Genomic DNA, 24,006 nt, shown 5'->3' with positions numbered 1-24,006 from the left:
TATATTCTAATCGGGCTGGATGTCTAGGTTAATCAGGCAGTTTGGCTAGCCCCGTAGCACTCCGCGATCTCTCTAACACACCGCGGCATATCCTCACGGAGCTCGTACACCCAGAAGCGTTTAACCGTCCAGCCCGCCGAAATCAGCATCTGGTCCCGGCGGATGTCCTGCATCACATATCCGCCGGAAGCGCTACGGTGATAGGCTTCGCCATCCACCTCGACGTCGAGCTTGAGGCCTTCCCGAAGCAACGCAAAGTCGAGGTAGCGCCCGCAAGCGGGGTACTGCTGGAAGAAGGGAAGCCCTGCTTCACGCATGGCCTCCGCGAGAGCGGGCTCCCAAACGGGTCCGACCAGGTCCGTGCGGAAGTTGTCGGGGTCGTACTTCGACGGCGTGACTGCTACGCGATCGCAAGCCTCGGCCAGCAGGCGGAGGTGGCTAATGCTGCATGCGGAGGCCCATGACTTGTCTCCGAAGACATGCAGCAGCCGCTTGGCCCGGCTCACCGCGACGTTGAAGCGATTTGGGCCCGACGCCAGGAATCCGTGAGAACCGCTCGTGAGGTTGGGTCCCGCGACCAAGCTCAGAAGCACGGTGTCCCTCTCGTCCCCCTGGAACCCGTCCGCCGTGTTGACGAGTAGACGCCAACGCTCAATTAGGGACTTGTCGAGCGACTGGTAGAGGCGGTCACGCAGCAAGTCTGCTTGTCTCCGGAAAGGAGTCACCACGCCGACGGTACCTTCGTATCCTTCGGAACCGAGTCGCTTGAGCTCGGCGGTGATGGCGTCCATCTGGGCTTTGCTAGTGGCGCCCCCACCAGGCGCCGGCTGACTGTCGTCCGGAACCTGTGTCCACTGCATCCCCCGGTCGCCACGTTCCTCTGTGAGCACGATCCAGTTGCCCTTGTAGAACGAGTCGCTGCAGTACTCGGCGATGTTGGGGTGGCACCTGTGGTGTTGCCTCAGCGTAGTTCGCTGACAGACCGAGGGCGACGTGTTCGCGAGAGAGAACAATGAAGTCGCTCGGTAGCTGAATCTCTGCAGGCTATCGGAGTCGACGCGAAACTGCTGGCGCAACAACCGGTCGGTTGCCGCGGAGAGTGATGTGACGTGCTGCAGCTGCATGGGGTCGCCCACCACCATGACCCGCCGCGAGCGGAATAGCAGTGGAATGACCGAGGCGACGTCGCATTGACTCGCCTCGTCGACAACCAGCAGATCGAACGCTCCGGGCACCAACGAGAAATCACGCTGGACCGACAGGTTAGTGGTCGCCATCAAGGGGAAGTGACGCAGCAGGATTGGGATTGCCTTACGCAGCGCTCGCTCCCACTGCCTCTTCGCGGCATCGTCATCGATCGCACTCTGGTTGGCAATCGCCTTGAGCACCTCATCAAGGTCGCGTCGCTCTTCATTCGAGATCCCGGCGCCGGTCGAGATGGCCACTTCTCGGCAGAGATCATCGGTAAGCCGGACGACCTCCAACGTCAATCGGTGTAGCTCCCGACACAACGCGTCCAGGTCCGGAAGCCCCGCGAGCGAGGCTCTGAGCTGCGTGAGCTTGGCTGCCTGCTCGTTGGCCTCAACGACGGGCCGCCAGAACGCGAGGCACTTCGTAAAGTAGTCGCACAGCTCGTGAGACTCTCCGCTGGGGGCCGGTGGGAGTCTCCCTCCGGCGTCGAACAGGCTCCGCAACCGTCCGTCGAGACTCCTGGCGGCGGCGAGCGATCGGCGCCAGGTCAGCCGGAAACGGGCCCACGCCACGAACCACCGCAGCGAAAGCTGCGCGGGCCCCGGCGGACGCACCCGGTTGACGCAGGCCTGCAGCTCGTCCTTAGAGGGCGCGTCGGGCTGCACACGGAACCCCGACCGGATCGCTTCGGGCACCGCGTTGATGGCGTCTTCCCAATCGAACAATTCAACCGAGATGTCGCCCCGGATGCGGATCGCTTCGTCGAGTTGACCCGACAGTTTGCGGCGCTGCACTAGTTTGTCGGCGAGCCGACGCCGAAGCTGCTCCGCCCGTCGCTCGTCCGCCCCCTGATCCGATGACACCAGCGTCGCTAGGGCGGTCTGCATCGAGTGGTCCACCGCCGCACCCCAGGGCCGCGCCAGTCGTAGCATCAGCGGCCAGGGGTCGGTGATCGCGTTGACGGTTGGCGTCACCGCTTCGAGCGCTTGGTGGTTGCGACTGGCGAATAGGGCGTGGCGCCCCGCGACCGCCTGGCGGGCGAGCGTCGCCGCCACGACGCGAGACTTCCCGGTCCCCGGCGGCCCGACCACGACGGAAAGCAGCTCGGTCGCCGAGGCGTCCAGCGCGGCGAACTGTTCCGCGTTGAGCATCAAGGGCGTGGCGGTCGTCAACGCCGAGCCGTCCGCCTCGGCTCCTCCCTCCTCCCCCGGCCCCCGCCGCGCGGGTTCGCCATGGGGGAACACCGTGCGGAGGGCGGTCTCGTCCAGTTGGTCGTCGGGGATCTCGTGGGCCAGGGCGATCAGCTCGCCGTGGAGTTTGTTGGTGTACCGCCACTTCCGGGGCACGAGCAGGCCGGCGCGATTGTAGAGCCCGTCCCGGGGCAGCTCCTTCAGCGGTGGGAACGACCCCAACCTCGCGGGGTCGAGCGGCTCCGCCAGCCAGTCGCCGTAGTAGTGGGATAGCAGCTGGGCCCCCTGCCTCCAGTCGAGCCACTCCTCCGCTTCGTCGTCGCCGCTCGCGCTGGCGTTCCCCATCAGCGTCAAGAATGCCCGACGTTCGTCGGCGTTCTTCAATCGCCTTTCGAGCCACCCCTCGTTGATTCTCGGGGCCCCCAAAAGCTCCAGGTGGAGATTGAGCCCGCTGATCTCAAACCTGCAGGGAACAACGAAGACCGGGGAAACGAAGTCGATCGTCTGACCGCTATGGGAGTCCCTCCATTGGTAGCGATGCAGCGGGTAGCCGATGAACAGGTACTCCGAGGTGGCCGCTTCCTGCATGAACCGCCGCCACGATTCGCTCGTGCGCACCACGAGGGAACCCGAGTTGATCAACCCACCGTCCAGGCAGACGATCCCTTCGTTCTCCTCGTCGGACTTGGCGTGGATCGAAGACCGCTGGTCGAGACGCACGCACTCGGCGTAGTACAGGCAAAGGCGGCGGAAGTCCGACCACCGAGAAGCCCCGATGTCGATCGTCGGCTTGACGAACCGGGATTGCTGCGCTTCCCCGTTCGTCGATCCGCCTTGGGCCCCCGGCTTCCAGAGCGTTTCCGAGGCGGCACGGCGGTTGGGCGCCGTCGGCTGCTCGGGCTTCGCGGCGGGGGTGATGCGTCCCGCCCCGAGCTGAATCGACGCGGTGCTCCTCCACTTCGCGCCGCGTCTCTCCACCCGCCCCTGCGACTGCAAAGCGAGCAGGCACCTGTTGACGTCGCTGGCGCGCAGCCCGCTCCGCCTCGCGACGTCACGCGAGCTCAGTCCGAGTCGGCTCTGCTGGAGCAGGCCGACAATTCGCTCTTGGTCGTCATCACTCACCGAGGGTCGTCTCGCCCATCATTTCCTCACAAGCGGCTCCGCCCCGCCTCCGGGGGCGGGGCGTCGATGCAGCCGAGATCATACCAAAAGGGGCAGGTCTACTCCGCTTTACGCTCAACCTCCCTCCGAGCGCCCGGGGCCGCCCGGCGCCGCCGCTGCGGCGTCGCCCAATCCCGGGAGTCGGCGAATGGCTCCCTTGCTCGCCCCGCTCTCGCCAGCCGGGTGACGACCGTTCCTCATCGACGAGACCATCAGGCGTCACGACGCTGCGGACCGTGTTCTCCGCCTTGCCGCAGCTGAGCCGAGTCACCCGCTCGCTCCCGGCATCGGCGTGATCGAGACGGCGCCGGCAAACTCCGAGTCACGAACGATCGACACGATGTGCTCGTGGTGGGTGAACAGGAGCACCTGAGCCCGCGTGGCCAGGGAGACCAGCGCCCGCAACGCCGCCGTCGCCCGGTCGTCGTCGAACGTGAGCAGGACGTCGTCGACGATGAAGGGGATCGGCTCGTGGCTCTCGAACCAGTGGTCGAGCGTCCCCAGGCGGAGCGCCAGGTAGAGCTGGTCGCGCGTTCCCTCGCTCATCCCAGCGACCGACAGAACGCCGCCGTCGCTCCGCACGCCGACCAAAACCTCTCGCCCCGACTCGTCGTAGTCGGTCTTCAGCGACTCGAAGGAATCGCGGGTGAGCAGCCGGAAGTACTCCGACGCCCCCGCGAGGACGGGCCCCTGAGATCTCTCCTGGTAGCGCTCGACGGCGCGTTGCAGCAGCCTCTCGGCGGCGATGGCGACAACGTACTCGCGGACGTCGGCTTCCACTCTGGCGAGAATCGCCAGACGCTCCTCCGCCTTGTCGGCCGCCGCTGCCGACCCGTCGTACTTCGCGAGCTCCGACGCCTCGCGCTGGCGCGCCGCAATCGTCGCCTCGAGATCGTCACGCAGCTCGGCTATCTCCTCCCCGAGCTCTTGGACCTGCGTCGGCAGCCGGTCGGCGTCTTCTCGCTCGACCTCCGCCACGAACTCCGCGAGCGGCTTGCCCCCGCACAGCGGCGTCAACTCCCGCTCCCGCTCGGCGACGTCGGTCTCGAGCCTCTTCTTCTGCCGCGAGGCTTCGATCGCGGGACGCAAGCTCTCGAGGCCCTCGCAGCCGGCCTCCGCGACCATCGCCTCGAGCGCCGCGGTGCTCTCGCCCACTTCCCGCTCGGCTTCCGCCGCGGATTCCCTCTCGCGTTGCAGCCGCTCGGCGAGCGAATCCGCCTGCTGACGGGTCTGCTTGGCCGCGTGCAGTCTTCGGTTGAGCGTTGTCACCAACTCCTCGGCGCCGAGTTCCAGCAGGTCCGGGGCGGCTTGCCTCGCCATCTCCTTCGCCGCCTCGACAAATTCGGTCGCCGTCTTGTCGATCCCCCAGATCCGCGTTCCGAAGCCATCGGCGTCGTCGAGGTGGCGGAACAGCTCGTCGAGGTTCGCAAGCACCGCCTCGGCCTGCTCGGGCGCCGCGTCGCCGTCCAGGGACAACGGGGCGAGCGCGTCGGCCCAGTCCTTCCTCCATCGCCGCAACGCTTCGTCCGCCGTCTGCAGCTCCTGCCGCGCCTGCTCGACCTCATCCGCAGCCCGCGCCGAATCCGATTCGAGCTCCGCGTAGCGATGGCGTTTCTCGGTCGCCTCGCCGACTCGGCTCTGCGTCGCCTCGACGAGTCGAGCAAGCGTCACGTCGCCCGAGACCTCGACCCCCTGCCGCCCGAGCGCCCCGCGGAGCTCTCGCACCGCGGCGTCCACGCGTCTCTCGTCCCCTTCTAATTGACTGGTCGCCGTGGCCAGCCCGTCGGACAGCCCGATCAGCTCCTTGAGGCTCCGGAGCCATCCGCGCATCTCCGGGGGCGAGAGCGGGGTGACGCCTGACGCCTTCCAGCGGCTCTCCCAATCGCCGTCCCAATCGCCTCGTCGCTCCTTGACGCTCGCTAGCTTCGCCTCTAGCTGCTCCCCCTTCGCGTCCAGTGAACGCAGGCGGGCCAAGAGTTGCGACTTCTCGGCGACACGACTCGCCTCACGGCGGAGTCGGTCCGATACGTCGTCCGCTCGGCGTACGCTCGGCTCCAGGGCGGTCGCCAAGTCCTCTCCCTCACCGACCTCTCCCACGAACGCCTCCGACGCCTCCGCGTCGGGCTTCGCCCCCGCCAGCGCCTGCACCGCTAGACGCAAGCCCCGGTCGCGGGTTGTTCGGGCCGCCGTCAACTCCCCTTCAGTCGGGACCGATTCCTGAAGCTCCAGCGCTCGCAGTTTCTCAGCGACCCCGTCCCGCTCGGTCTGGTTCGCCTCGCCTTGCTCGGCCAACGCGCCGGCGGAGCTTGCGAGGTCGCGTCGTGACTGGTCGAACTCATCGACGGTTTCTTCTTCAGGGACCTCTAACCGGCGCGCTCCCTCGAGCGAACCACTAAAATGCGGGAGCCGCGTGAGCGCTTCCTCCGCCCCCCGCCGGAGGCGCTCCGCTTCTTCTCGCCGGCCGGCGAGGCCGACTTCCACCTCGAGCAGGGCCACGGCCGAGGCGACCGCGGCTCGGAGGGCAACGGGGTCCGCGGGGTTCTCTGCGGCCGCCAGGGCTTGCTTCACCTCGGCGAGCTTCCCCTCGGCGCGTCGGAGCGAGAGCTCTTGCCGGCTCTTGCCCTGGGTCACCTCTCCGTGTCGGCTCGAGAGCGCTCTGACCCGCGCCTTCTTCTCATCCGAGACCCGACGCCCCTTGGCGTCATCGACCGACAGGTCCCAACCGAGTTTCTCGACGGCCCGCTTCGCGGCGCGACGGGCGGCGCGTTGCTGGCCCGCCAGCACGCCCCGGTCTTCCGTCGCCTTCTCGTGGCTGCCCAGACGCCGATAAAGCGCATCGATCCGCGTTTCTTCGCTCAGCAATTCCTTCGGGATGTCGAGCTTCTCCAGCGCCGACGCGAGCTCCGATATCCGCTTATCGGCGTCCGCCTTCGCCGCGGCGGCGATTGTCCGCCTCTCGTTCTCTTCACGGAAACGCTGTTCGGCGTCGTCGGCGAGGACGACGACGTCACTTAGCTGGGCCAGTTGCGCTCGCCGGTCCTTCCAACCCCCGATCAGTTCCTTCGCGTCGCGGATCCGCTCCAGGCGCGACCTGGCCGCTTCCACCTCGACAAGGCGTTGTTTCAGCTCTGTCTCTTTCTCCCCCAGGCGACGGCGTTCGGCGTCGTGACGCGCCCACCGCTCCGGGGAATGCTGGAGCTCCCGGACCTGGTCGCCGAGCGATTTCGCCTCGGCGAGCGCCGCGTTGACCCGTGGGTTGCGGCCGGTCGGCTTGAACAGGTCCTTCGCAGCGTTTTGAAGCGATTCTTGCTTCTCTCGCAGGTGCGCGACGCCCCCCGCCGAGAACAGCAACTCCGCCACACGGCCCTCCCCTCGGACGACCTCCTCGCCCCCCTCGCGGAGCCGCTGGTGGTCGATTCCGAACACCGACGTAAAGAACTCTTCGTTCACGCCGCCGAGCATCGACCGCAGCTCCCCCTCGTCGATCGGCCGATCGTCGTCGCCGTCGCGCAGCGTCGCGCGCCGACCCTTGCGGCGGACGCACTCCAAGCGGCGCCCCTGCCCATCGACCAACACGCCGCCGACCCGTAGCTGCGGGTGGCTGTGCACGAAGTTGTCGCTCGTTCGTTCCTCGAAACCGAACAGCAGGGCGCGCACCGCTCGCAACGCGGAACTTTTTCCCGCCTCGTTGGGGCCGTACAGGAGGTTGAGCCCCGGCTGCAGCTCGAGGGCGCCGCCGGTGAACGGGCCGCAGGCGATCAGGCGGAGCTCTTTCAGTCGCACGCGCTACCCCCTCAACTCCGCGAAAAGCCGGGCCTGCGCTTCGTGCAGCACGCCTCGCCACCAATCCGCGTCCTCCGTCCGCACCGTCTCCCGCAGCTCCGGGGGGAGTTTGCGGCGGAGGTCTTCGAAGTCGATCCCGAGGCTCTGGGCCACCGACGCATCCCCCAACAGCTCCTGGGCGATCGCCGCCACCTCGGACACGGGGGTGCTGTCGTCGGCGCCCGCCTCGCTCCCGCGCGGCGGCTCGGCTTGGCTCGTGACCTTCTCGACCCAAAGCCCACTCCCACCGACATCGACCGCTCGCGCGCGGACGCTCGCCGTCCAGTGCCTCGGGTTCGCGGCCAGCGCCGAAGCCAGCGGGGTGGCCCCCGTCAGCAACACCCTCGCGGCCACCAGCCGTCCGTCTGCCTCCTCGACCAGTCGCCCGAGCGTGTCGCCCACCCGGTCGAGCGCTTCGGCCTCGCTCGCCACGTCGTCCAGCGCCACCCGGGCGACTTCCCACCGCAGCACATCGAGCGGGTGAAACTCGGTCTTCGCCTCGTTCGCATCATCGACGCGTACGACTAGGCACCCCTTCGGCCCGGTCTCGCGGATGTGCCGCCCCTGGATGTTGCCCGGATACGCGATCGTCGGGCGGCTGCCCGGCAACACCTCACGCTGGTGGATGTGGCCCAGCGCCCAGTAGTCGTAGCCGCTGTCCCGAAGGCAGCTTTCGGTGCAGGGGGCGTAGCGGTCGTGCCCCTCCCGTCCGGTCATGCTCGTGTGCAGCACGCCGAGGTTGAAGCAGCCCGGAAGCGCCGCGGGGTAGCTCTTCGCGAGGTCATCGGTCGTGCACTGACTCGCGAAGCTCTGGCCGTGGATGGCGACGTCCAGGCCATCGACCCGGCGTGTCTCGGCCGCGGTTGTCTGGAAGAAGCAGACGTTCTCGGGGAGTGGCAAACGGCGGGTGATCTTGCTCGCCGCGTCGTGGTTGCCGAGCACCCCGAAGACCGGAACGCCTGACTCGCGCAGCCGACGCATCTGGCCGACGAAGAACAAGCCCGTGTCGAAGTCGGGCCAGTCTCCGTCGTAGAGGTCGCCCGCCAGCACGACAAAATTGACCTCCTCCTCCAGCGCCAGATCGACCAGGTTCTGAAGGGCCCGGCGGGTCGCCTGGCGGATCTCCTCAACCGGCGCGCCCTCGTATCGGTCCAGCCCCCGTAGCGGGCTGTCCAGGTGGATGTCGGCGGCGTGGAGGAAGGTGAACATCTCGTGCGCGACAGGGTACAACTGCACACCCCATCAGAACGGTTGCGGCTACCCCGTGCAAGCGCCGCTTTGTCGTGTAACGGCTGAAGGGACCCGAGACGAAGGGACCCGAGACGAAGGGAACCGAGACGAAGGGAACCGTCACCGAGGACGCCTCGCCCGGGGCGAAACCCCCCGGGGAGAAGCGAAGCCGGCTTCGGTATGCGGCTAGCATCAACTGGCCGTGGCCGTGGCGAGCCGTTCGCTGCACTGGGCCAGCACACGCGTGGCGAACTGGTTCGGGTTGTAGCCGCCGGTCAGGCGGACAAACGGCTTGCCGAGCCGGCGGCAGAGCTCGTCGATGTCGCCGAAGGCATGGCTCGAGTAGAGGATCATCTGCACCACGACCGCCACGTCCGGGCGCGCGACGTAGGGCTCGAACCGCTGGACCGACTCGTGCGGCCGCGTCGCCAGCCAGTCGAGCCGCCCCAGCCCCAACGCCTCTCGGAGCCTCGCCTCGGCGTCGGGACGGCGGTCGCCCCCGATCATCACCACCGCCTTGCCGCCGAGCATCGACCGGAGCTGTTCGACCGCTTCGTTGTACTCCGGCCGAGACGCCTCACGCGGTTCGGGTCGCGCCGCGAGCTGGCGGTCGATCTCCCGCGCGACGAGCCGGACCGCCTCCGATTCGGTCGCCCAGTCGGGGGCTTCTTCGAGCACGCCGGTCAGCGACTCGCGGAGCTGGCGGTCGCTCGGGGCCAGGCCGCCCGCCAGGAGCGTCTCGACCGAGTCGACCAGCACCCGCCAGGAGGCGTCGAGGTCCTCGCCCGACTGGATCAGCGACGCCTTGTGGCGGACCTTGCCGAGCAGCTTGCGGCGCTGCGAGGCGGCGCGGCGCTGCTGGTCCGCCTCGGCCGTTGCCGCCTCGACGCGACTAGCCAGGTCGGACCAAGCCTCCGGCGACGCCGGGTCGTCGATCCGCATGTGGCGGGCGACAAACAGTTGGCGGCTGCTGGTTGTTTCCCTTAGCCAGAGGTGGACCCCCTTCTGGTCGTAGTCGTCGCGGTCGCGCGCCGTCGCGGCCACCGCCGCACGCACCGCGGACTGCGCCTCGGCGAGCAAATCAACGGCCCGCTCGAACGACGCCGGGTGGGCGTCGGACTGCTCTTCGGCCTCGCGGGCGTGCTGCAGCACGTCGGCGAGCGTCTCGAAGTTGCGGGCGAGCAGCTCGTAGGCGCCCGGGCTTGCCGCAGGGGCGTCGGGTGAGGCCATCCAGAGGAAGCAGTCGGGCAAGGCCACCGCCGATTCCAGCAGCTCGCTGTCACGCGGCTGCACCTCGCTGCGGAAGTCGGCGCCCTCGTCGATCAGCCGCCGCCGACGCTCGGCCCAGTCACACGCTTCGGCCTTAAGGCGGCAGCGACGCTCGAAGAGCCCCAGGTCGAAACGGGGCGCTGGCGCCGGCGGCGCCTCGACGGTCCCTAGCGCTTCGGCCGTTTCGACCGGCCCACCGATGGTGAGCATCCGGACCGCCTGCTCGGCCGGCACGACGTCGCCGCGGTGTGCTGGGGACGGGGCGGACCGTTCGGCTTCTTTCGGCGGGGCCACCGGCGCCTCCGCGGCGATCGCCATCAGCTCCGCCCCGACCCGGCCCAGCAGGTCGCGCCACACGGCGTCCTTGGCCGCCAACTCCCCCAGCCGCGCGATCAACTCCGCCAGCGGGGAATCGCCTGCTTCGTCCATGGATCGACGCTCCATCGGGATCGGGATGTCCGCGGCGATTGTACCCGGTTGGTCAAGTCGTCTGCCGAAGCCGGTTCGGCGCGACCCTCGACGCGATGCGCAGGTCGTGAGCCGAGCCGTCTCGGGGTCTCCAAGGACCGAAGCCATTCGCTTCGGCGGCCGCGTAGCGGACGATCTCATCACAGGGTTAGCAACGCAAACATGGTGAAGACTTCAAAGCGAGGACCCGCCGGATGACGGCGGGGAGGCCGCCGGGCGCGGGAGAGGCGGTCAGGGGTCCGCAGCAAACAGAACAAGCGGCCAAACCAGCAAGCCGGATTGGCGTGGCGCGCGGACCCAACCGGCGGTCACTCCATATCTCTGAATCGCAGGTCGCTCACACTGGCGTGCTCTCCCCCCTCCGCCCACCGGATCACTAAGTCGGCTTCTCCGTCGGCGAGTTTGGAATCAAGCTCGTCACGCTCGACCACGCCCTGCTCCTCCAGCTGGACGAGGGCTAGGTCGATGAGCCCCTCGCCGACGGCGAGTTCGCTGTCAAAACCTACCGGGATAACGAAGGGGTGTACGAGGCGCTCATCGACTGCGGTGCGATCGAGTTCACCGGCCGCTACGCCAACGAGCGACGACCTCGAGGTTATGAGAGCCTCTTTTCCCAAGTCGCAACTGCCTTACTAGGACAGGACTTACGGAATCGTACTACCGCCTTAAAGCGTTTGCAAACGTAGGCAAATCGTCGCAAGTCCACGCAAACACACGCAGAAGTGCGAATGCAAAAGAGGTAACGGCGCGGGGTAGCAAGCGCGGCCGAGATGAGTGGCCTGCCCGGTGACGCGATTAGATGCTTGCACCTCAGGCCGAACGAGTGAGAATCGGGCCAACCCCAGGGGTGCAGAAAGGTTGTCACCCCGGATCTGCCGCTCTTCTTGCAAGGAGGCTGCCTCGATGCCGCTCTGGTTCTCGCCGCTCTTCTTCCTCTTCGCCCGGTCAAACGACGAGCAGCTTCGCCAGCAGATCCTCTTCCTGAAGGCCGAGCTGGAGCTGACCCGGGCTCGCGTGCCCCTGAGTCGGATCTTCCTCACCGATGATGAGCGGCAGCGGTTGCTAGAGCTGGGTGACGGCATCGGCTCGGACGCGCTGAAGCTGGTGTCGATCGTGCATCCCCGAACGTACCGCCGCTGGCTTGAGCGGAGAAGCCAGGGAAAACCTCCCACCAAGAAGATGGGCCGGAAGGGAACGTCGGAGACGATCCGCCAGATCGTCGTTCGTCTCGCCAAGCAGAACCAGTGGGGATACGGTCGGATTGTGGGCGAGCTTCGGAAGCTGCGGATCCACTGCGTCGGCCGTACGACGGTGAGGACCATCCTCAAGGAAGAAGGGATCCATCCAGGCCCCAAGCGCGGCCCAGGGACATGGGACGAGTTCATCAAGATCCACGCCGAGACCCTGTGGCAGTGCGATTTCTTTAGCAAGATGGTCATGACCAGCACCGGGTTGCGGCAGGCTTACGTGCTGGCGTTCTTGCACGTCAACTCGCGGCGGATGATCTGCTCGCCCGCGACGCTCAAGGCCGATGATACGTGGGTTACGGCTCAAGCGGAGTCTATGCTGGAGCAGGCGCGTGGGAGGGAGTTGCCGGTTCGCTACCTAATCCGAGACCTCGACTTGAAGTACTCGAAACGCTTCGATCAGGCTTTCTCAGACGCGGGCGTCTCCGTTGAGCCGACCGCACCACGTGCGCCGAATCAGATTGCCTTCATCGAACGCTGGATCGGCTCGATCCGTGGCGAGTGCCTCATCCGGTTCATCATCTTCGGCTTGGGGCATCTCGATCACGTTGTTACTTCCTACCTAGATTATTATCACCAAGCGCGTCCGCATCAGCGGAAGAAGAACAAGCCTCTGCTCGGCGTCTGGCCGGAGGTCGATGATCCGCCGAACAGCGGCGAAGAGCTCGTATGCCGCGAGTGGCTCGGCGGCGTGCTCAAGCACTACGAACGAACGGCGGCCTAAAAAGTTACGCAACGGTGCCTCGGCTCAATTCCGCGCTCTTCGCGATTCTCTGTCTCGCGCTGCTGACAAAGCCCGCGTGATTCGTGACAATCACCAACGTCGAGAACGCGGCTCAACCGCCGAATCAGACTTCAATCGTCGGAGGTTCATCAAGTGACAACCTTGTTGAACGGGACGTGCCAAGATACCCCTTCCCGCGTCGAATTCTTTCCGCAAATAGGCCTGGGTCTGTATTTCGGATATCGCCTCAATGATCTGCGCATCCTGCCAGCAAGAGCACAGCGGTGGGGATTGCCCGCGGTGCGGACCGGACTCATTGGTGGGCGACGCGGAGACGGCGGTTGGGGAGTCGCTCGTTCCCTCCGAGCCGGCGGGCGTCCCCTACGACAGGAGCCTCGGAGACAAGGCGACGGAAACAAGGGGGGACGACTCGTCGCTGTCGGACAGCGAGGCGGGACCGGTAGACCGTGAGTGGCTTGCCGGCCTGCCGCGGATCGACACGCCGGCGAGGTACGAGGTACTCGAAGAGCTTGGCCGCGGCGGGATGGGGGTGGTGTACAAGGCGCGGGATCGGAGCACCGGTCGCTTGGTTGCGCTTAAACGGGTGCAGCGGGAGAGCCGGCGAGCGCTCGCACGGTTCGAGTCCGAGGCCAAAGCGCTCGCGAAGCTGGGAGGCCACCAACACATCCTGACGATGTACGAGTACGGCCGAGACGCGCAGGGACCGCTGCTGGCGTTGGAGTATGTCGAAGGGGGATCACTGGCCGATGCGGGGCCGTTCGAGGAACGAGAAGCCCTAACGCTGATCGAGAAGCTCTGCTTGGCGGCGCAGCACGCACACGACAACGGCGTCATCCACCGAGACATCAAGCCGGCGAACGTCCTGCTCACGGCCGGCGGTGAGCCGAAGCTCGCCGATTTCGGGCTGGTGCGGATCGAGGGATCCGAGGTCGCGCACACGAGGGAGGGGATCGGGCTGGGGACCCCCGACTACGTCGCTCCCGAACAGCGTCGCGATGCGTCCAAGGCGGACGCCCGCAGCGACGTCTACAGCATCGCCGCCACCGCCTACTTCCTGCTCACGGGAAAGACCCCGCGCACGATCAACTTAAAGCGCGTCGCCCGGTTGTATCGGGAAGCGCTGGAGCGGGCGCTAGAAGACGACCCTGAACAGCGAACGGGGTCGGCGCGCGAACTAGCGGATGCACTGCAATCTGGAACACCGATCGCCAGCGGGCGGCTCGATGCTGGCACCTGCCGAAGCTGCGGCCACGTAAACCCAACCGAACGTCGCCACTGCAGCTCTTGCGGCGTGCACCTCGTCGAGCGCTGCCTCAGCTGCATGCAAGACAACTGCTGCTGGGAGAAGTATTGCGGCTGGTGTGGCGCAGACCTCCTGACTTTGGTCGAGGAAAGAGCCGGCTTCCTCGACGGCTTACGGACCGAGGCGGAGTCGCTGCGCGGCACGCACCACTACGTGGAAGCGATCCAGTTGCTGGAGCCGCAAACCGAACCGGACCACCCTCGCTTACGGAGTCGACGACAACGCTGTGAAGAGCTTCGTCGCGAGCTTGAGCAAGAGTTGGCGACGCTCCGAACGCACCACGACTCGATCTGTGACGAAGCAGATGCCGCGGTCGCCAAGCACCACTTCGCCAAGGCGGTCAAGCTGCTGGAGGCTATTCCGCTCCCCCTTCGTACCGACCGCGCCGCAACGCTGCTCAGTGACGCCGGCGACAAGCTGACGCGGCGGGACGCACTGGGGGAAGAGATCAAGGTCAAGCTCAAGGACGGGATCGAGGCGGTGCCTCTCGCCACCGTCGACGAGTATCTGAAGCTCAACCCGAACGACGGTAGCGTTGCTCGATTGAAGCTTCGTGTCGAGCTGCAGAGCGACATAGCCGCGGCCGAGTCGGGTGACACCCTCGCGATGACGCGAGTCGCAAACCGCCTGCTACGTGGGGATGGCACAAAGGTCGATCCATCAGGAGCAATTGAGTGGCTCCGCCTTGCCGTTGCTCGAGGAGATTCTGCAGCCGAGCAAATGCTGGGCACGCTGTACGAGGAAGGCCGGGGTGTTGAGCGCGACCTTACTCGAGCCCTAGTGCTGTACACTCGAGCCGCTAAGCAAGAAGACGGATGGGGTGTCGCATCCCTTCTGCAACTGCTGGCGAAGATGCCAACAGCTGGCGTAGACAGCGATGCAATCGTGCACTGGATCTGCCTTGCCGACCAGCTCGGCTGCTACTACGCGTTTCCAGAGAGCCGCGAAGCGGCGATGACCTGTCTGGCAAGGCTGCCAATCGGATCAATATCGCTAGACACGGTCACTGCACAGATAGCGTCGCTTCACAGTGCAGTTGAGTCGTATCTGGACGCGCGGCCCGAGGCCCATGAAGCACTGCTGGCGCGGCGAGTTGTGCAATCTTTAACTGAAGCGGCGGCAAGGCTACCGCTCTTAAGAGCGCGCTCAGCGTTGAAGGCAGGCTCTTACGAGACAGCTCGATCCGCCCTAGCTCGAGTGACCGACCTTGGTCAGCTCTATCCTCCAATCGCGGAAATGCGAGTACTCATAGAAGAGGCCTTCGAGCGAGACCGTATCTGCCGCGACCTCTTGGCGTTCCTGGCAAACGAGCACGCGCTATTCGCAAAGTGCACCGCGTACACTGACAGCAGCCAGCATGTGAGAGGAGATTTCACGAAGTATCTTCGCGGCCGATTTCCTCTTGGGCACACCCAGCACGGCTGGAATAAGTGGGCCATGCTTCTAATTGGCTTTGCTGAATGCTATCGCAGGTCCGACTTGTACAAGCGTTACTACGACGGAGACGCTCCCTCGCCTACCCGGTGCCCTTTCCGTCCTCGAACTAAAGCCGAGTACGACGCATGCAAGGCTCGGTTGGGCGCGGCCATAGTATCACGTTACAGGATCATGGACGGCCAGGGATGGGTAGGGCTAGGGCTAGGGCTACCTGACGGCCAAGGCTTTGACTTCCCGGACTACGCAGAATGGCGAGACCTACGCCACGACCCGACAGACTCTCTGTACATGCGCGAGCTTGGAACTCCTTGCGGCGCCGACGGGCCGCCTCAATGACTATTCGCAGCAACTACGGCAGTCCACCGAGTCGCACCCGGCGGCACCGGGGCCTTTTCCATGCAAGCGTAAGAGGGCCTTCGGTCGGGAGGCATCTATCAGCGCGCGGCACCCCAAAGCGATCCGCGTGACAGCAGCGAACTGCGACGCGATCCAGCTGGCACAATACGCGACTCAAGTAACTGATGGCTGCTGCAAGCTCGTCACCTCAACCTCTACCTCACCTATAGTCAGATGCGTATTCGCATCAACTCCAACCAGCTGGTCTAGCCTTGGATGTATACCGTTGACGGCGGTGTTGCTAAAGACCTGCACCGGTTCGATCCAAAACTGCCCGTTTAGAAAATGCAGATAGCAGTGCCTGATTGCTACGGAGCGATGGGCGATCCGTATGTCGGAATGGGGCCCGCGCCCTATCGTCAGCACTCTTTGAAACAGAACATACTCCTCATCAGATGCCGAATCTTCGCGCCGCAGGACCAACGACTGATGTCGTCCGAGGATTGTGTTGGAACGGCTCTGCCTTCCATCGACAAGGTGGGTGTAGTCGGAAAGTCGGAAGTACGCGGCCGGTGGTCGCACCCGTGCCGCAATCGCAACCGCCCCGGCCAGGGAGATTTGGGCGTTCGAACTCAACCGTGTGCTTTCAGCCGGCCCGAGCTTCGCGCCAGAAACAACCGATCCGTTCTTGCAACTATCAGTATTTGAGAATATCGCGCCACCATCAGCGAACGTCACGACGGCGTGTTGCCTGCTTATGCGGGTGCAGTCGCCTCTGTCCATCGGCCTAATCACAATATCGTTTGCGTCAATCTCCCCTTTGCTTTTTTGACGGCCTAGCCGCAACTGTGTCCCTGCGACAACGCAAACTGTGCGTGGCCCGCTAACGCCGTCAAAGCACAACGAGATACGATCCAAGTTCGAATGAGACGACCCAACGTCGTCGGCCAGCTCTTTGATCCTTAGCCTAGACGCTCTGTTCCGCGGACGAAGTGCGACTTCGGCAAAGTCGCCGTAGACGAAGCTCGACGTCGGCGTGGTTTCTTGGATTCCAATATCTCCGTCATCCACGACGATGCGGTTGTTGATGTTTATTTTCTGAATGTGTACCGAGGGGCGGGCGGTTGGCCTGTCGAGAACGGTCAGCTGGCAAGAGCCTTCTAATGCCAGCACACCTTCGAGGCTAAGAATGTCCAAGAGGAACTTAAGCTGATGAAGGCCACTCCGCCGTGGTGTGTAGGACGTTGACCACTCCGCCACGCGGTCGGCGCCAAACTCCAATATCTCAGGGGCTTGAATGGCAAGCCGCACTGAATCCGTGGCCTGTACTGCGAACCTCACGGCTACGGCCCCTGGTGGCGCACCATCAACCCGTAGGTCAAGAATTGCGCCATCGCCGCAGCGAAGCTCTTTTGAAGTTCGCACATGAAGTCGAGGAACCGATTGGGGCTGTCCGACGGACTCCGAGGCGGGAGGCCGCGGGTCATTCCCGTGAGTGAGTCGCTGCCTACACCAAAGGCAAAACTTCGCTGTAGGGAGTGCTTCCAGCCACAGCCTCAACTCGTCAGGTCCCAATGGTTCCGCGCATTGGGGGCAGGGCTTTGTCGGTTCGTCCGCACGCACGACGCATAGCTCCGATAAGAGTTCCGCCTCAACCTGATCCGGATGGTGACCTTGCTCACCGGACGGTGCTAGATGGCTCCCCCGCACTGTCGGCAGAAGCGGCCTGATTGGCCGCCGGCCGAGCAGTGGCCGCAGACGAGGGCTGTTGCGTGAGGCATACCGATTGGGGGGTATACAACAGGGGGTGGCGACGCCGCCCCCTTCGCAACGGACGACGTGGCGTCGCGTTGGGTCTCTAGCGATTTCTCGGCAAGTTCCTTGATCATGACGGCATACGAGTGAGCCGATTGAAGCTGGGTCTCCGTTGACTGCTTAAGCTCAGCGTTTATCTGCTTGAGCAGTTCTTCACGGCCCTCCGACCTAAACTTATCGCTAAGCGCCGCCGCCGCCGCCGGGCTGTTCTCGGCGACGATCGCCAAGAGCTGCGACTCGTTTAGCCCGCTCTTCGCGAGCGTATCGGTGCGGATCGTGTCCGCGATCAGCTTGGCGGTCTCCGCCGGCGAAGCTGCCATCAATGCGGTTGGCGACAGTTCTCCGATCGCCTTCAACCGCAGTTGCTCACGCGCCGATTCGGCGTCTGATACGCGGATCTCCCGATCCGCATCGGCGTCCTTCTGCTCCTGCTTCAGCCGTTTGGCTTTGGAGAGGACGTCGAGCGCCAGTTCAGCCGCTGCTCTGTCTGTGTCGTGCTCGGCCTTGTCGGTCGCCACCTTGTGGGACAATGCCGCCCCATCCTCGGCAATCTTCTGCGACAAACCGGCGTTGGCGTCGGCGCTCTGTCTGGCGAGAGCAGCTGCGTGCTGCAGGTCTTCGCGTTGCAGAGTGGCTTCGTACTCCGCCCTTTCGGTGCTAAGCCGGTCCTGCAACTCTTCGGCCAGGCGTTTTCGCATCAGTTCCCGTTGCCGCTCGTCGAGATCCGTTTTCTTGTCGAGCCAGTCGCTTTTGTAGTCGAACTCCGCTTGGAGCCGATCTCGCTTCCGCTGGAACCCCAGTAGGGATAAGAGTTGTTCGCGGGCGAGCTCCTTGTCTTCACGGAATTGTCGGTGCCGCGTTTCAAGCTCATCGCGTTCGCTCTGTCGCAAGAGCCCTCTAACGCCTGCTTTGAACTCAACATCGTCGACGAATTCGCGGAAGGAATCTTCGCGGAGCAGCTCTTCGCGTTTGTCTCCTCCGTAGAGATTCGCAAACTCACGCTCGAGGGCTAGGCGCTGCGTTTCGCGTTCGAAGCCGTACTCTCGGACTTCCGCTTCCAGGCGGTGGTCTAGCTTGTCAACTTCAAACTCTTCGCCGCGGCGCCTAACGTCCGCTCGCTTAGCAAGTATGTCGTCATTTACGGCGCCGCTAAACTCAACATGCTCGATGGCGACGAACTCAAGACCGATCCGCTTGCACGAGCGTTCAAGACTCGTTCGGAGGCCCGATTCCAGTTTGCTGGAGAGCCCATCCCTGCCCCGGAGGTCTTTCGAGGTGTGCTCCTGAAGGAACCCGCTGAACGTGTTGAAGAGTTGGCGTCCAAGATGCTCGGCTAGGTCTAGCTCCGTGATCAAGGAGCTTCCGCGGATGAAGTTGGTGTATAGTTGCAGCGGATCGTGAAGGCGTACAGTGGCGACAAGGAAGGGCTCGATAAGCGTGTCGTCAGCCGCTCTCGCCTCCGGCATCCTGATACCAACTTCGAAGTCGCCGTCATCGATAAGGACGACCTCGCTCGGCTGGTCAAGCTTGAGATGGGTCAGGAGTTTCTCGGGGAGATTCTCTGTCGTGTGCTTTCCAGGCCCAAGACAATCGGCGTAGGCGCCGTGCTGGAAGAACAGCCCGACAGTCCCTTCTTCGACCGTCACGCCCCGAGTGAACACTCGATCGAGATGCTCTGCTTCAAGAAGGACGGCAAAGTCCCCCTTTCTCCGCGACCAGACACCACTTCGACGCCTATCCACCTTGACGTCGGAGGACTGCGATCCGTCTGCTCCGATGGAGGCGCTGCAGTGCCCGCAAAACTTCCCTGCACGGGGGTTGCTCCGCCCGCACGCCCGACAAGCGACCTTACCTACGGGATGCCTGCAGTTTTGACAGTAGTTGTCGGCGTGGCCGACGCCAGCACCGCAGTTGTCGCATTTTGACACGGTCGACATAGCCCGGTTCCTGATTGAAGTTGGCTACTTATACGGCGAGCTAGTCCGCAGATTCCGTAGCTGAAGCTACTGACGAAGGTGCATTCTGCTATTCGCAAGTCTCTTCGTCTTATTGCCCTCCGCAAAAGGGCAAATACGAGGGCGTCCGCCCCCCATCGGCGTGTCCGCAAAGTATACGGACGCAAGTGGGGCTTTGCGACCAGGTAGGGCTGGGAAAAAGCCCGCAAGGCACCCGGCACGATTTGCCAATCTTCTCGAAATCGCCACCGTGTGGACAGCCAAGTCAAGAACACCCCGTGCGGTAGCCCAGTACTTTCGGACAGCGGGGGGGCCAGCTTGAATTACGCCGCTTGTGCCGGGGCGTGTTCGGCTTCGAACTGATCGGGGGACTTGTAGCCGAGCGTCTGGTGTCGGCGTCGTGGGTTGTAGAACGCCTCAATGTAGCGGAAGACGCTGAGCCGCGCGTCGTCGAGCGTGGCGTACGCCCGGTGGTTGGTCCACTCGTGCTTGAGGCTCCAGAAGAACCGCTCCATCACGGCGTTATCGTAGCAGTCGCCCGTGTGGCTCATCGAGCACTCGATCTCGAGCGTCTTTAACGTCTTCTGGTAGTCGTCCGAGGTGTACTGGCAGCCCCGGTCAGGTAGACGTTGAGTTCGTTGTAGAACTCTCTCTCCGGTTCCGACATGATGAACGACTCGGTGTGCACCGAGCGGCGAGCGAAGAGCGTCGAACCGTCGGGTCGGCAGGCGTCGGCTTTGGTGCGCCTGAAGATGATCGAGTTGAGTCGGTGCCGGTTCTCCAGCATGTACTCTGGCGACGAGAACATGGCCGGGTCGAGCAGCTTCATCAGCATGTAGAAGCGGTAGTGGTCCCCTTGATGCGGGGTCGCCGACAGCAGAATTAAGTCGCGGCAATGGTCCTTCAGCGACGACCTCGAGGTTATGAGGCACAACCCGCGTCCAGCTGAAAACGCTTGTTTTGTAGGATCAGACGCAGCCTACTACTTCGCCCAACCTCTTGCAATCGTTGGCAACGATTGTCATCTGTTAGCAAGTATTAGCAAAATTCGCGGCCGCCACCCGTAGGCGCTTGCGGGTCCTGAATCGGCGCCGAGAATCGGGCAACACCAGGGGTTCGGAAAGGTTGTCGCCCTGGAAACGACGCGTTTCCTGCACGGGTGGCCTACCGATGACGAGCTGGTTCTCGCCGCTATTGTTCCTCTTGGCCGGCTCGACCGAGCAGCAACTCCGTCGCCACGTCGAGTTCCTCAAGGCGGAGAACGAGATGCTCCGCAAGCGCGTCGAGAAGTCGCGTGTCTTCCTCACCAACGAGGAGCAGGCACGGCTGTTGACCTTGGGAGAAGCCATCGGCAAAGGGGTTCTCGACCTGATCACGATCGTCAGCCCCCGAACCTATCAGCGGTGGCGCAGGAGGGTAAGCCAGGGAGAGAAGCCGGCCAAGAAGATGGGCCGCAAGGGGACGCCCGAGACGCTGCGTCAGCTAGTGGTCCGGCTCGCCAAAGAGAACACTTGGGGGTACGGTCGGATTGTCGGCGAGCTCAAAAAGCTCCGCATCCAGTGCGTCGGCCGCACCACCGTCCGGACGATCCTCAAGGAAGAGGGCATCCATCCCGGCCCGCAGCGCGGCAAGGGGACCTGGGACGAGTTCATCAAGATCCATGCCGAGACGCTCTGGCAGGTCGATTTCTTCACCAAACCGGTCATCACGGCGACCGGCCTCAAGCAAGTGTACGTCTTGGCCTTCCTGCATGTCCGCAGCCGGCGGGTAATCTGTTCGCCGGCAACGTTCCATCCGGACGACGCCTGGATGAAGACGCAGGCCGTGGCGATGCTGCAGCAAGCTGACGCAGCCGAGCTACCGATCGAGCACCTGGTGCGCGACAAGGACTTCAAGTATCGCGAGGCGTTCGACGGCGTCTTCGAAGCCGCCGACGTCGCGGTACAGGCGACCGCTACGCGCGCGCCGAACCAGAACGCCTTTATCGAGAGGTGGATCGGCTCGATCAAGGGGGAGTGCCTCAACCGCTTCATCGCCTTCGGCCTACGGCACCTCGACTACCTCGTGGAGGAATACGTCCGCTTCTACAACGAGCGACGCCCGCATTCTCGGAAGGATAACAAGCCGCTCGTCGGCGTCTGGTCCGACTTGGATGACCCGCCCGACGACTTGCAGGCGCTGGTCTGCGAAGAGCGGCTCGCCGGCGTACTCAAACACTACGAGCGGCGGGTAGCCTGAGGGCCTTGCGTAAGAAAGGCTTGGCATCTCCGCCACAGTGTGGCAGGGTGTCCCGGAGATGACCGATGACACCTACGAGATACTCCAATCCAGGAAGCGCGACGCCCATCCGATCGTCCGCCAGATCATCGATCGCGACTGCCACGTCGCAGAGTCTGATCTCGCAGTCATTCGGCACGTCGTCAGCACGCTCCGCGACGGCTATCAAACGTTCCGCGGGCTCCCCAAGCCAGAGCGTCGCCGCTTCATCGAAGAATGCCTCGCTGTGCACCGGGCAAATCGGGCGGAGTACGAAGCGGTGATGCGGCCGCGATATGAGGTTCCGGACCTAGGTGGGCCGTAGTCCGCAGCCGCGGCTCTGCTGTCGCCAGTCCTAGTCGGACGTTGGCCATTGGTTAAACAAGTTTAATTCTTGTTCCAATATACACTCCGTAGCCGACTCACCAAAGGTCCAGCGGATATCAGCCCTTGGCCCATCCCACAGAACCTGGCCAATTCCTTCCTTCTTCAACTGGAGAGGTACTCAAAACAAATCAGCGTGAGCTGGTCACGGTGAAGCCCGGAGCTCTTGCTACCGTACCGGCTTTCTCTTGAAAACTCGTCCGCTAAAGCTTTGATTGCGCCACAGAGAGCGTCGTCCTCTTGGCTCTCACGCCACGTATCGAGAGAAGACCGAAGTTTCGCGTGAATTGACTTCCCCACGGGCTGCGACAAGAAGCGGATAGCTGCCTTCGCCGTTTCGCGGTCCACCGACTGCTTGCGTAGAAAATCTTTGAGCTGTTCGGCGACCACTTGTTGGATCGGATCGACGGTCGTCGGCGCCGCGGCTTTGGCGGCGGCTTCTTTATCGCCGGCGAGGATGTGCTCGATGACTTGCTGTTGGAGCTTGAAGACTTCTTGCGGGCCGATGTAGCGCGGCTCATCGGGACGGCAGGCGATCAGTTGGGCGATTTCGTAGCGGTTCTCCCTAATGGCCCCCGTCGATGCGTCTACATACCGCCAAAAGTGCCGTACGCCCTCACCATCGCTGCGTGGCGCCTGGAAATAAAAGAACAACCCGTTACAGTTCTGCCGGCGAAGTCCCGAATGGATCCCGTTAGGAAGCGACTCAGGCGTTTCGCCGCCATCGCGACTAAGTGATTCCTTGAGTTGCTTCAAGAGCAGTTCCGGCCCCGCCAGCTCAGCCCGCGCCTCTTCTTCGTCGAGGACCGCGCCGTCTTCTTCGCGGACACGGCGTAGCGTATTGAAAGTCCGCGGGTGAACGACTTCGCCCAACACGCTGGCGTCCAAGAGGCCGAGGTCATCGATCGTCGAAATGCGATCGGTCAGCCTCTCGATCAGCCGCAGCATGTCCTCCAGCTCTGCCTCGGGGAAGAGGTTATAGATGCCGATCTCTGTGTGCTCGGTGCCAAGCCGGTCGATGCGGCCGTTGCGCTGCACCAACCGGATCGGGTTCCACGTCAGGTCGTAGTTGATGATGACGCCGCAGTCCTGAAGGTTCTGCCCTTCGGAGAGTACGTCGGTGCTGACCAGCACGTCGATCGGTTCGCCGACGACATCGCCGAGGCCGCTGGCGACGGGCGCGAACAATCCCAGGATGTGCCCGCGCTCCTCCGGGTGGTTGCCGCTATCGATCCTGCGAACCACCGGCCCGCCCGCACGCTCGTGCCATTCGCTACACGCTTCGGACGTAAGCACGCGGTGAACGTATCTTGCCGTGTCTTTGAACGAGCTAAAGACCAGCACCTTCTTGCCGCGGAGCTCGTTCTCAAGCAGCTCCTTCAACCGTTCGAGTTTGCCGTCCGCGTCGGCTAGCGGCGCAGTCTCGCCGTAGAGCGACTTGAGCGTCGTGACGTCTTGCTCGACGTCGCGTACAAGCTTTCGGACCTCGTATTGGTTGAGATGGTCTTCCCCCCTGAAACAGAGCCACTCTGAGTGAGAGAATCTCGTGCCGGGCGGTCCCCGGTTTTTGGAGGATTCTTTCGATGAAGCGGACAAGGCACACGACGGAGCAGATCATCGAGAAGCTGCGTCAGGCGGACGTGGCTCTTGGTAAAGGGGCGAAGGTCCCCGAGATCTGCAAGACGCTCGGGATCACCGAGCAGACCTACTACCGCTGGCGTCAGAAGTACGGGGGCATGGCCCCCGACCTGGCGAAGCAGATGCGTTCGCTGGAGAAGGAGAACGCGAGGCTGAAGCGGCTGGTGGCCAATCAGGCGCTCGACATGGAGATCTTGAAGGAAGCCGCCAAGGGAAACTGGTGAGCCCCGAGTGTAAGCGGCGGACCGTCGATTCGGTCCGCCGCCTCTTGGGGCCCAAGAAGGCGTCGCAGAGGAGGGTCTGTCGCGTGCTGGGCCAGCCGCGTGCGACGCAGCGTTACCAGTCGAAGCGTCAGACGCTCGACGCGGAGTTGCTCACGGAGATGCGGAGCATCGCGGAGAAACGTCCTTGCTGGGGCAGCCCTCAGGTTTACGAGGCGCTGCGTCGGCAGGGACGCGAGGTGAACCACAAGCGGGTCGAACGCCTGTGGCGAGAGCACGGGATGCAGGTGCCCAAGAAACGCCACAAACGGCTGCGTTTATCGCTAAGCGGGAGCGAG

The 24,006-nt window shown here is 64.0% G+C and carries 16 protein-coding genes; 6 read left to right on the top strand and 10 right to left on the bottom strand.

The annotated features are described in order from the left end of the window. Nucleotides 1–32 precede the first annotated feature (32 nt). From Pla111_RS03700 to Pla111_RS03680, 5 genes are all read right to left on the bottom strand, one after another. A complete protein-coding gene (locus Pla111_RS03700; protein WP_146571455.1) occupies nt 33–3,503 on the bottom strand; it encodes an AAA domain-containing protein in 3,471 nt (1,156 codons plus the stop codon). 306 nt (nt 3,504–3,809) lie between these two features. Continuing rightward, nucleotides 3,810–7,325 (bottom strand): YhaN family protein, encoded by a 3,516-nt coding sequence (locus Pla111_RS03695; RefSeq protein ID WP_146571454.1) that lies wholly within the window; start codon nt 7,323–7,325, stop codon nt 3,810–3,812. Between the two features lie 3 nt (nt 7,326–7,328). Beyond that, entirely contained in the window at nt 7,329–8,573 is a 1,245-nt protein-coding gene (locus Pla111_RS03690; protein ID WP_146571452.1) for a metallophosphoesterase family protein, read from the bottom strand. Between the two features lie 213 nt (nt 8,574–8,786). Beyond that, nucleotides 8,787–10,292 carry a hypothetical protein gene (locus Pla111_RS03685; RefSeq protein ID WP_231930647.1) on the bottom strand — a complete coding sequence of 502 codons (1,506 nt, stop codon included), beginning with the start codon at nt 10,290–10,292 and terminating at the stop codon, nt 8,787–8,789. A 347-nt stretch (nt 10,293–10,639) separates the two neighbouring features. After that, nucleotides 10,640–10,948 (bottom strand): hypothetical protein, encoded by a 309-nt coding sequence (locus Pla111_RS03680; RefSeq protein ID WP_146571448.1) that lies wholly within the window; start codon nt 10,946–10,948, stop codon nt 10,640–10,642. Nucleotides 10,949–11,234: 286 nt separating this feature from the next. Here Pla111_RS03680 and Pla111_RS03675 point away from each other — a divergent pair, with 286 nt between their 5' ends. Then, nucleotides 11,235–12,302 (top strand): integrase core domain-containing protein, encoded by a 1,068-nt coding sequence (locus tag Pla111_RS03675; protein WP_146571446.1) that lies wholly within the window; start codon nt 11,235–11,237, stop codon nt 12,300–12,302. A 250-nt stretch (nt 12,303–12,552) separates the two neighbouring features. Then, nucleotides 12,553–15,399, top strand: a complete 2,847-nt coding sequence (locus Pla111_RS03670; protein ID WP_146571445.1) for a protein kinase domain-containing protein — start codon at nt 12,553–12,555, stop codon at nt 15,397–15,399. Between the two features lie 174 nt (nt 15,400–15,573). Here Pla111_RS03670 and Pla111_RS03665 read toward each other — a convergent pair whose 3' ends face one another. The 4 genes from Pla111_RS03665 to Pla111_RS17120 form a co-directional block, all read right to left on the bottom strand. Continuing rightward, nucleotides 15,574–16,596 (bottom strand): FHA domain-containing protein, encoded by a 1,023-nt coding sequence (locus tag Pla111_RS03665; RefSeq protein ID WP_146571443.1) that lies wholly within the window; start codon nt 16,594–16,596, stop codon nt 15,574–15,576. A gap of 494 nt (nt 16,597–17,090) precedes the next feature. Continuing rightward, nucleotides 17,091–19,151 carry an SPFH domain-containing protein gene (locus tag Pla111_RS03660; RefSeq protein ID WP_391581005.1) on the bottom strand — a complete coding sequence of 687 codons (2,061 nt, stop codon included), beginning with the start codon at nt 19,149–19,151 and terminating at the stop codon, nt 17,091–17,093. A 341-nt stretch (nt 19,152–19,492) separates the two neighbouring features. Beyond that, on the bottom strand, nt 19,493–19,732 hold the full coding sequence (locus tag Pla111_RS17125; RefSeq protein WP_261342113.1) for an integrase core domain-containing protein: 240 nt from the start codon (nt 19,730–19,732) through the stop codon (nt 19,493–19,495). An 11-nt stretch (nt 19,733–19,743) separates the two neighbouring features. After that, nucleotides 19,744–20,004, bottom strand: a complete 261-nt coding sequence (locus Pla111_RS17120; protein ID WP_231930633.1) for a hypothetical protein — start codon at nt 20,002–20,004, stop codon at nt 19,744–19,746. A gap of 335 nt (nt 20,005–20,339) precedes the next feature. Here Pla111_RS17120 and Pla111_RS03650 point away from each other — a divergent pair, with 335 nt between their 5' ends. Both Pla111_RS03650 and Pla111_RS03645 read left to right on the top strand, forming a co-directional pair. Next, nucleotides 20,340–21,407 carry an integrase core domain-containing protein gene (locus tag Pla111_RS03650; RefSeq protein ID WP_146571437.1) on the top strand — a complete coding sequence of 356 codons (1,068 nt, stop codon included), beginning with the start codon at nt 20,340–20,342 and terminating at the stop codon, nt 21,405–21,407. A gap of 58 nt (nt 21,408–21,465) precedes the next feature. After that, nucleotides 21,466–21,750, top strand: a complete 285-nt coding sequence (locus Pla111_RS03645) for a hypothetical protein (protein WP_146571435.1) — start codon at nt 21,466–21,468, stop codon at nt 21,748–21,750. A 164-nt stretch (nt 21,751–21,914) separates the two neighbouring features. Here Pla111_RS03645 and Pla111_RS03640 read toward each other — a convergent pair whose 3' ends face one another. Then, nucleotides 21,915–23,405: a C-terminal helicase domain-containing protein gene (locus Pla111_RS03640; RefSeq protein WP_146571433.1), complete on the bottom strand. Its 1,491-nt coding sequence runs from the start codon at nt 23,403–23,405 to the stop codon at nt 21,915–21,917. Between Pla111_RS03640 and Pla111_RS03635 the strand changes: the two genes are divergently transcribed. Both Pla111_RS03635 and Pla111_RS17115 read left to right on the top strand, forming a co-directional pair. Continuing rightward, nucleotides 23,393–23,671 carry a transposase gene (locus Pla111_RS03635; RefSeq protein ID WP_146571431.1) on the top strand — a complete coding sequence of 93 codons (279 nt, stop codon included), beginning with the start codon at nt 23,393–23,395 and terminating at the stop codon, nt 23,669–23,671. The genes Pla111_RS03640 and Pla111_RS03635 overlap by 13 nt on opposite strands. Further along, the coding region (locus tag Pla111_RS17115; protein ID WP_197524713.1) for an IS3 family transposase at nt 23,668–24,006 on the top strand (339 nt) is incomplete at its 3' end. The genes Pla111_RS03635 and Pla111_RS17115, both read left to right, overlap by 4 nt.

The sequence above is a fragment of the Botrimarina hoheduenensis genome (genome assembly GCF_007859815.1).
GTDB classification, from domain to species: domain Bacteria; phylum Planctomycetota; class Planctomycetia; order Pirellulales; family Lacipirellulaceae; genus Botrimarina; species Botrimarina hoheduenensis.
The sequence above is the reverse complement of the archived record's forward strand: the minus strand, read 5'-3'. Positions and strand labels throughout refer to the sequence as shown.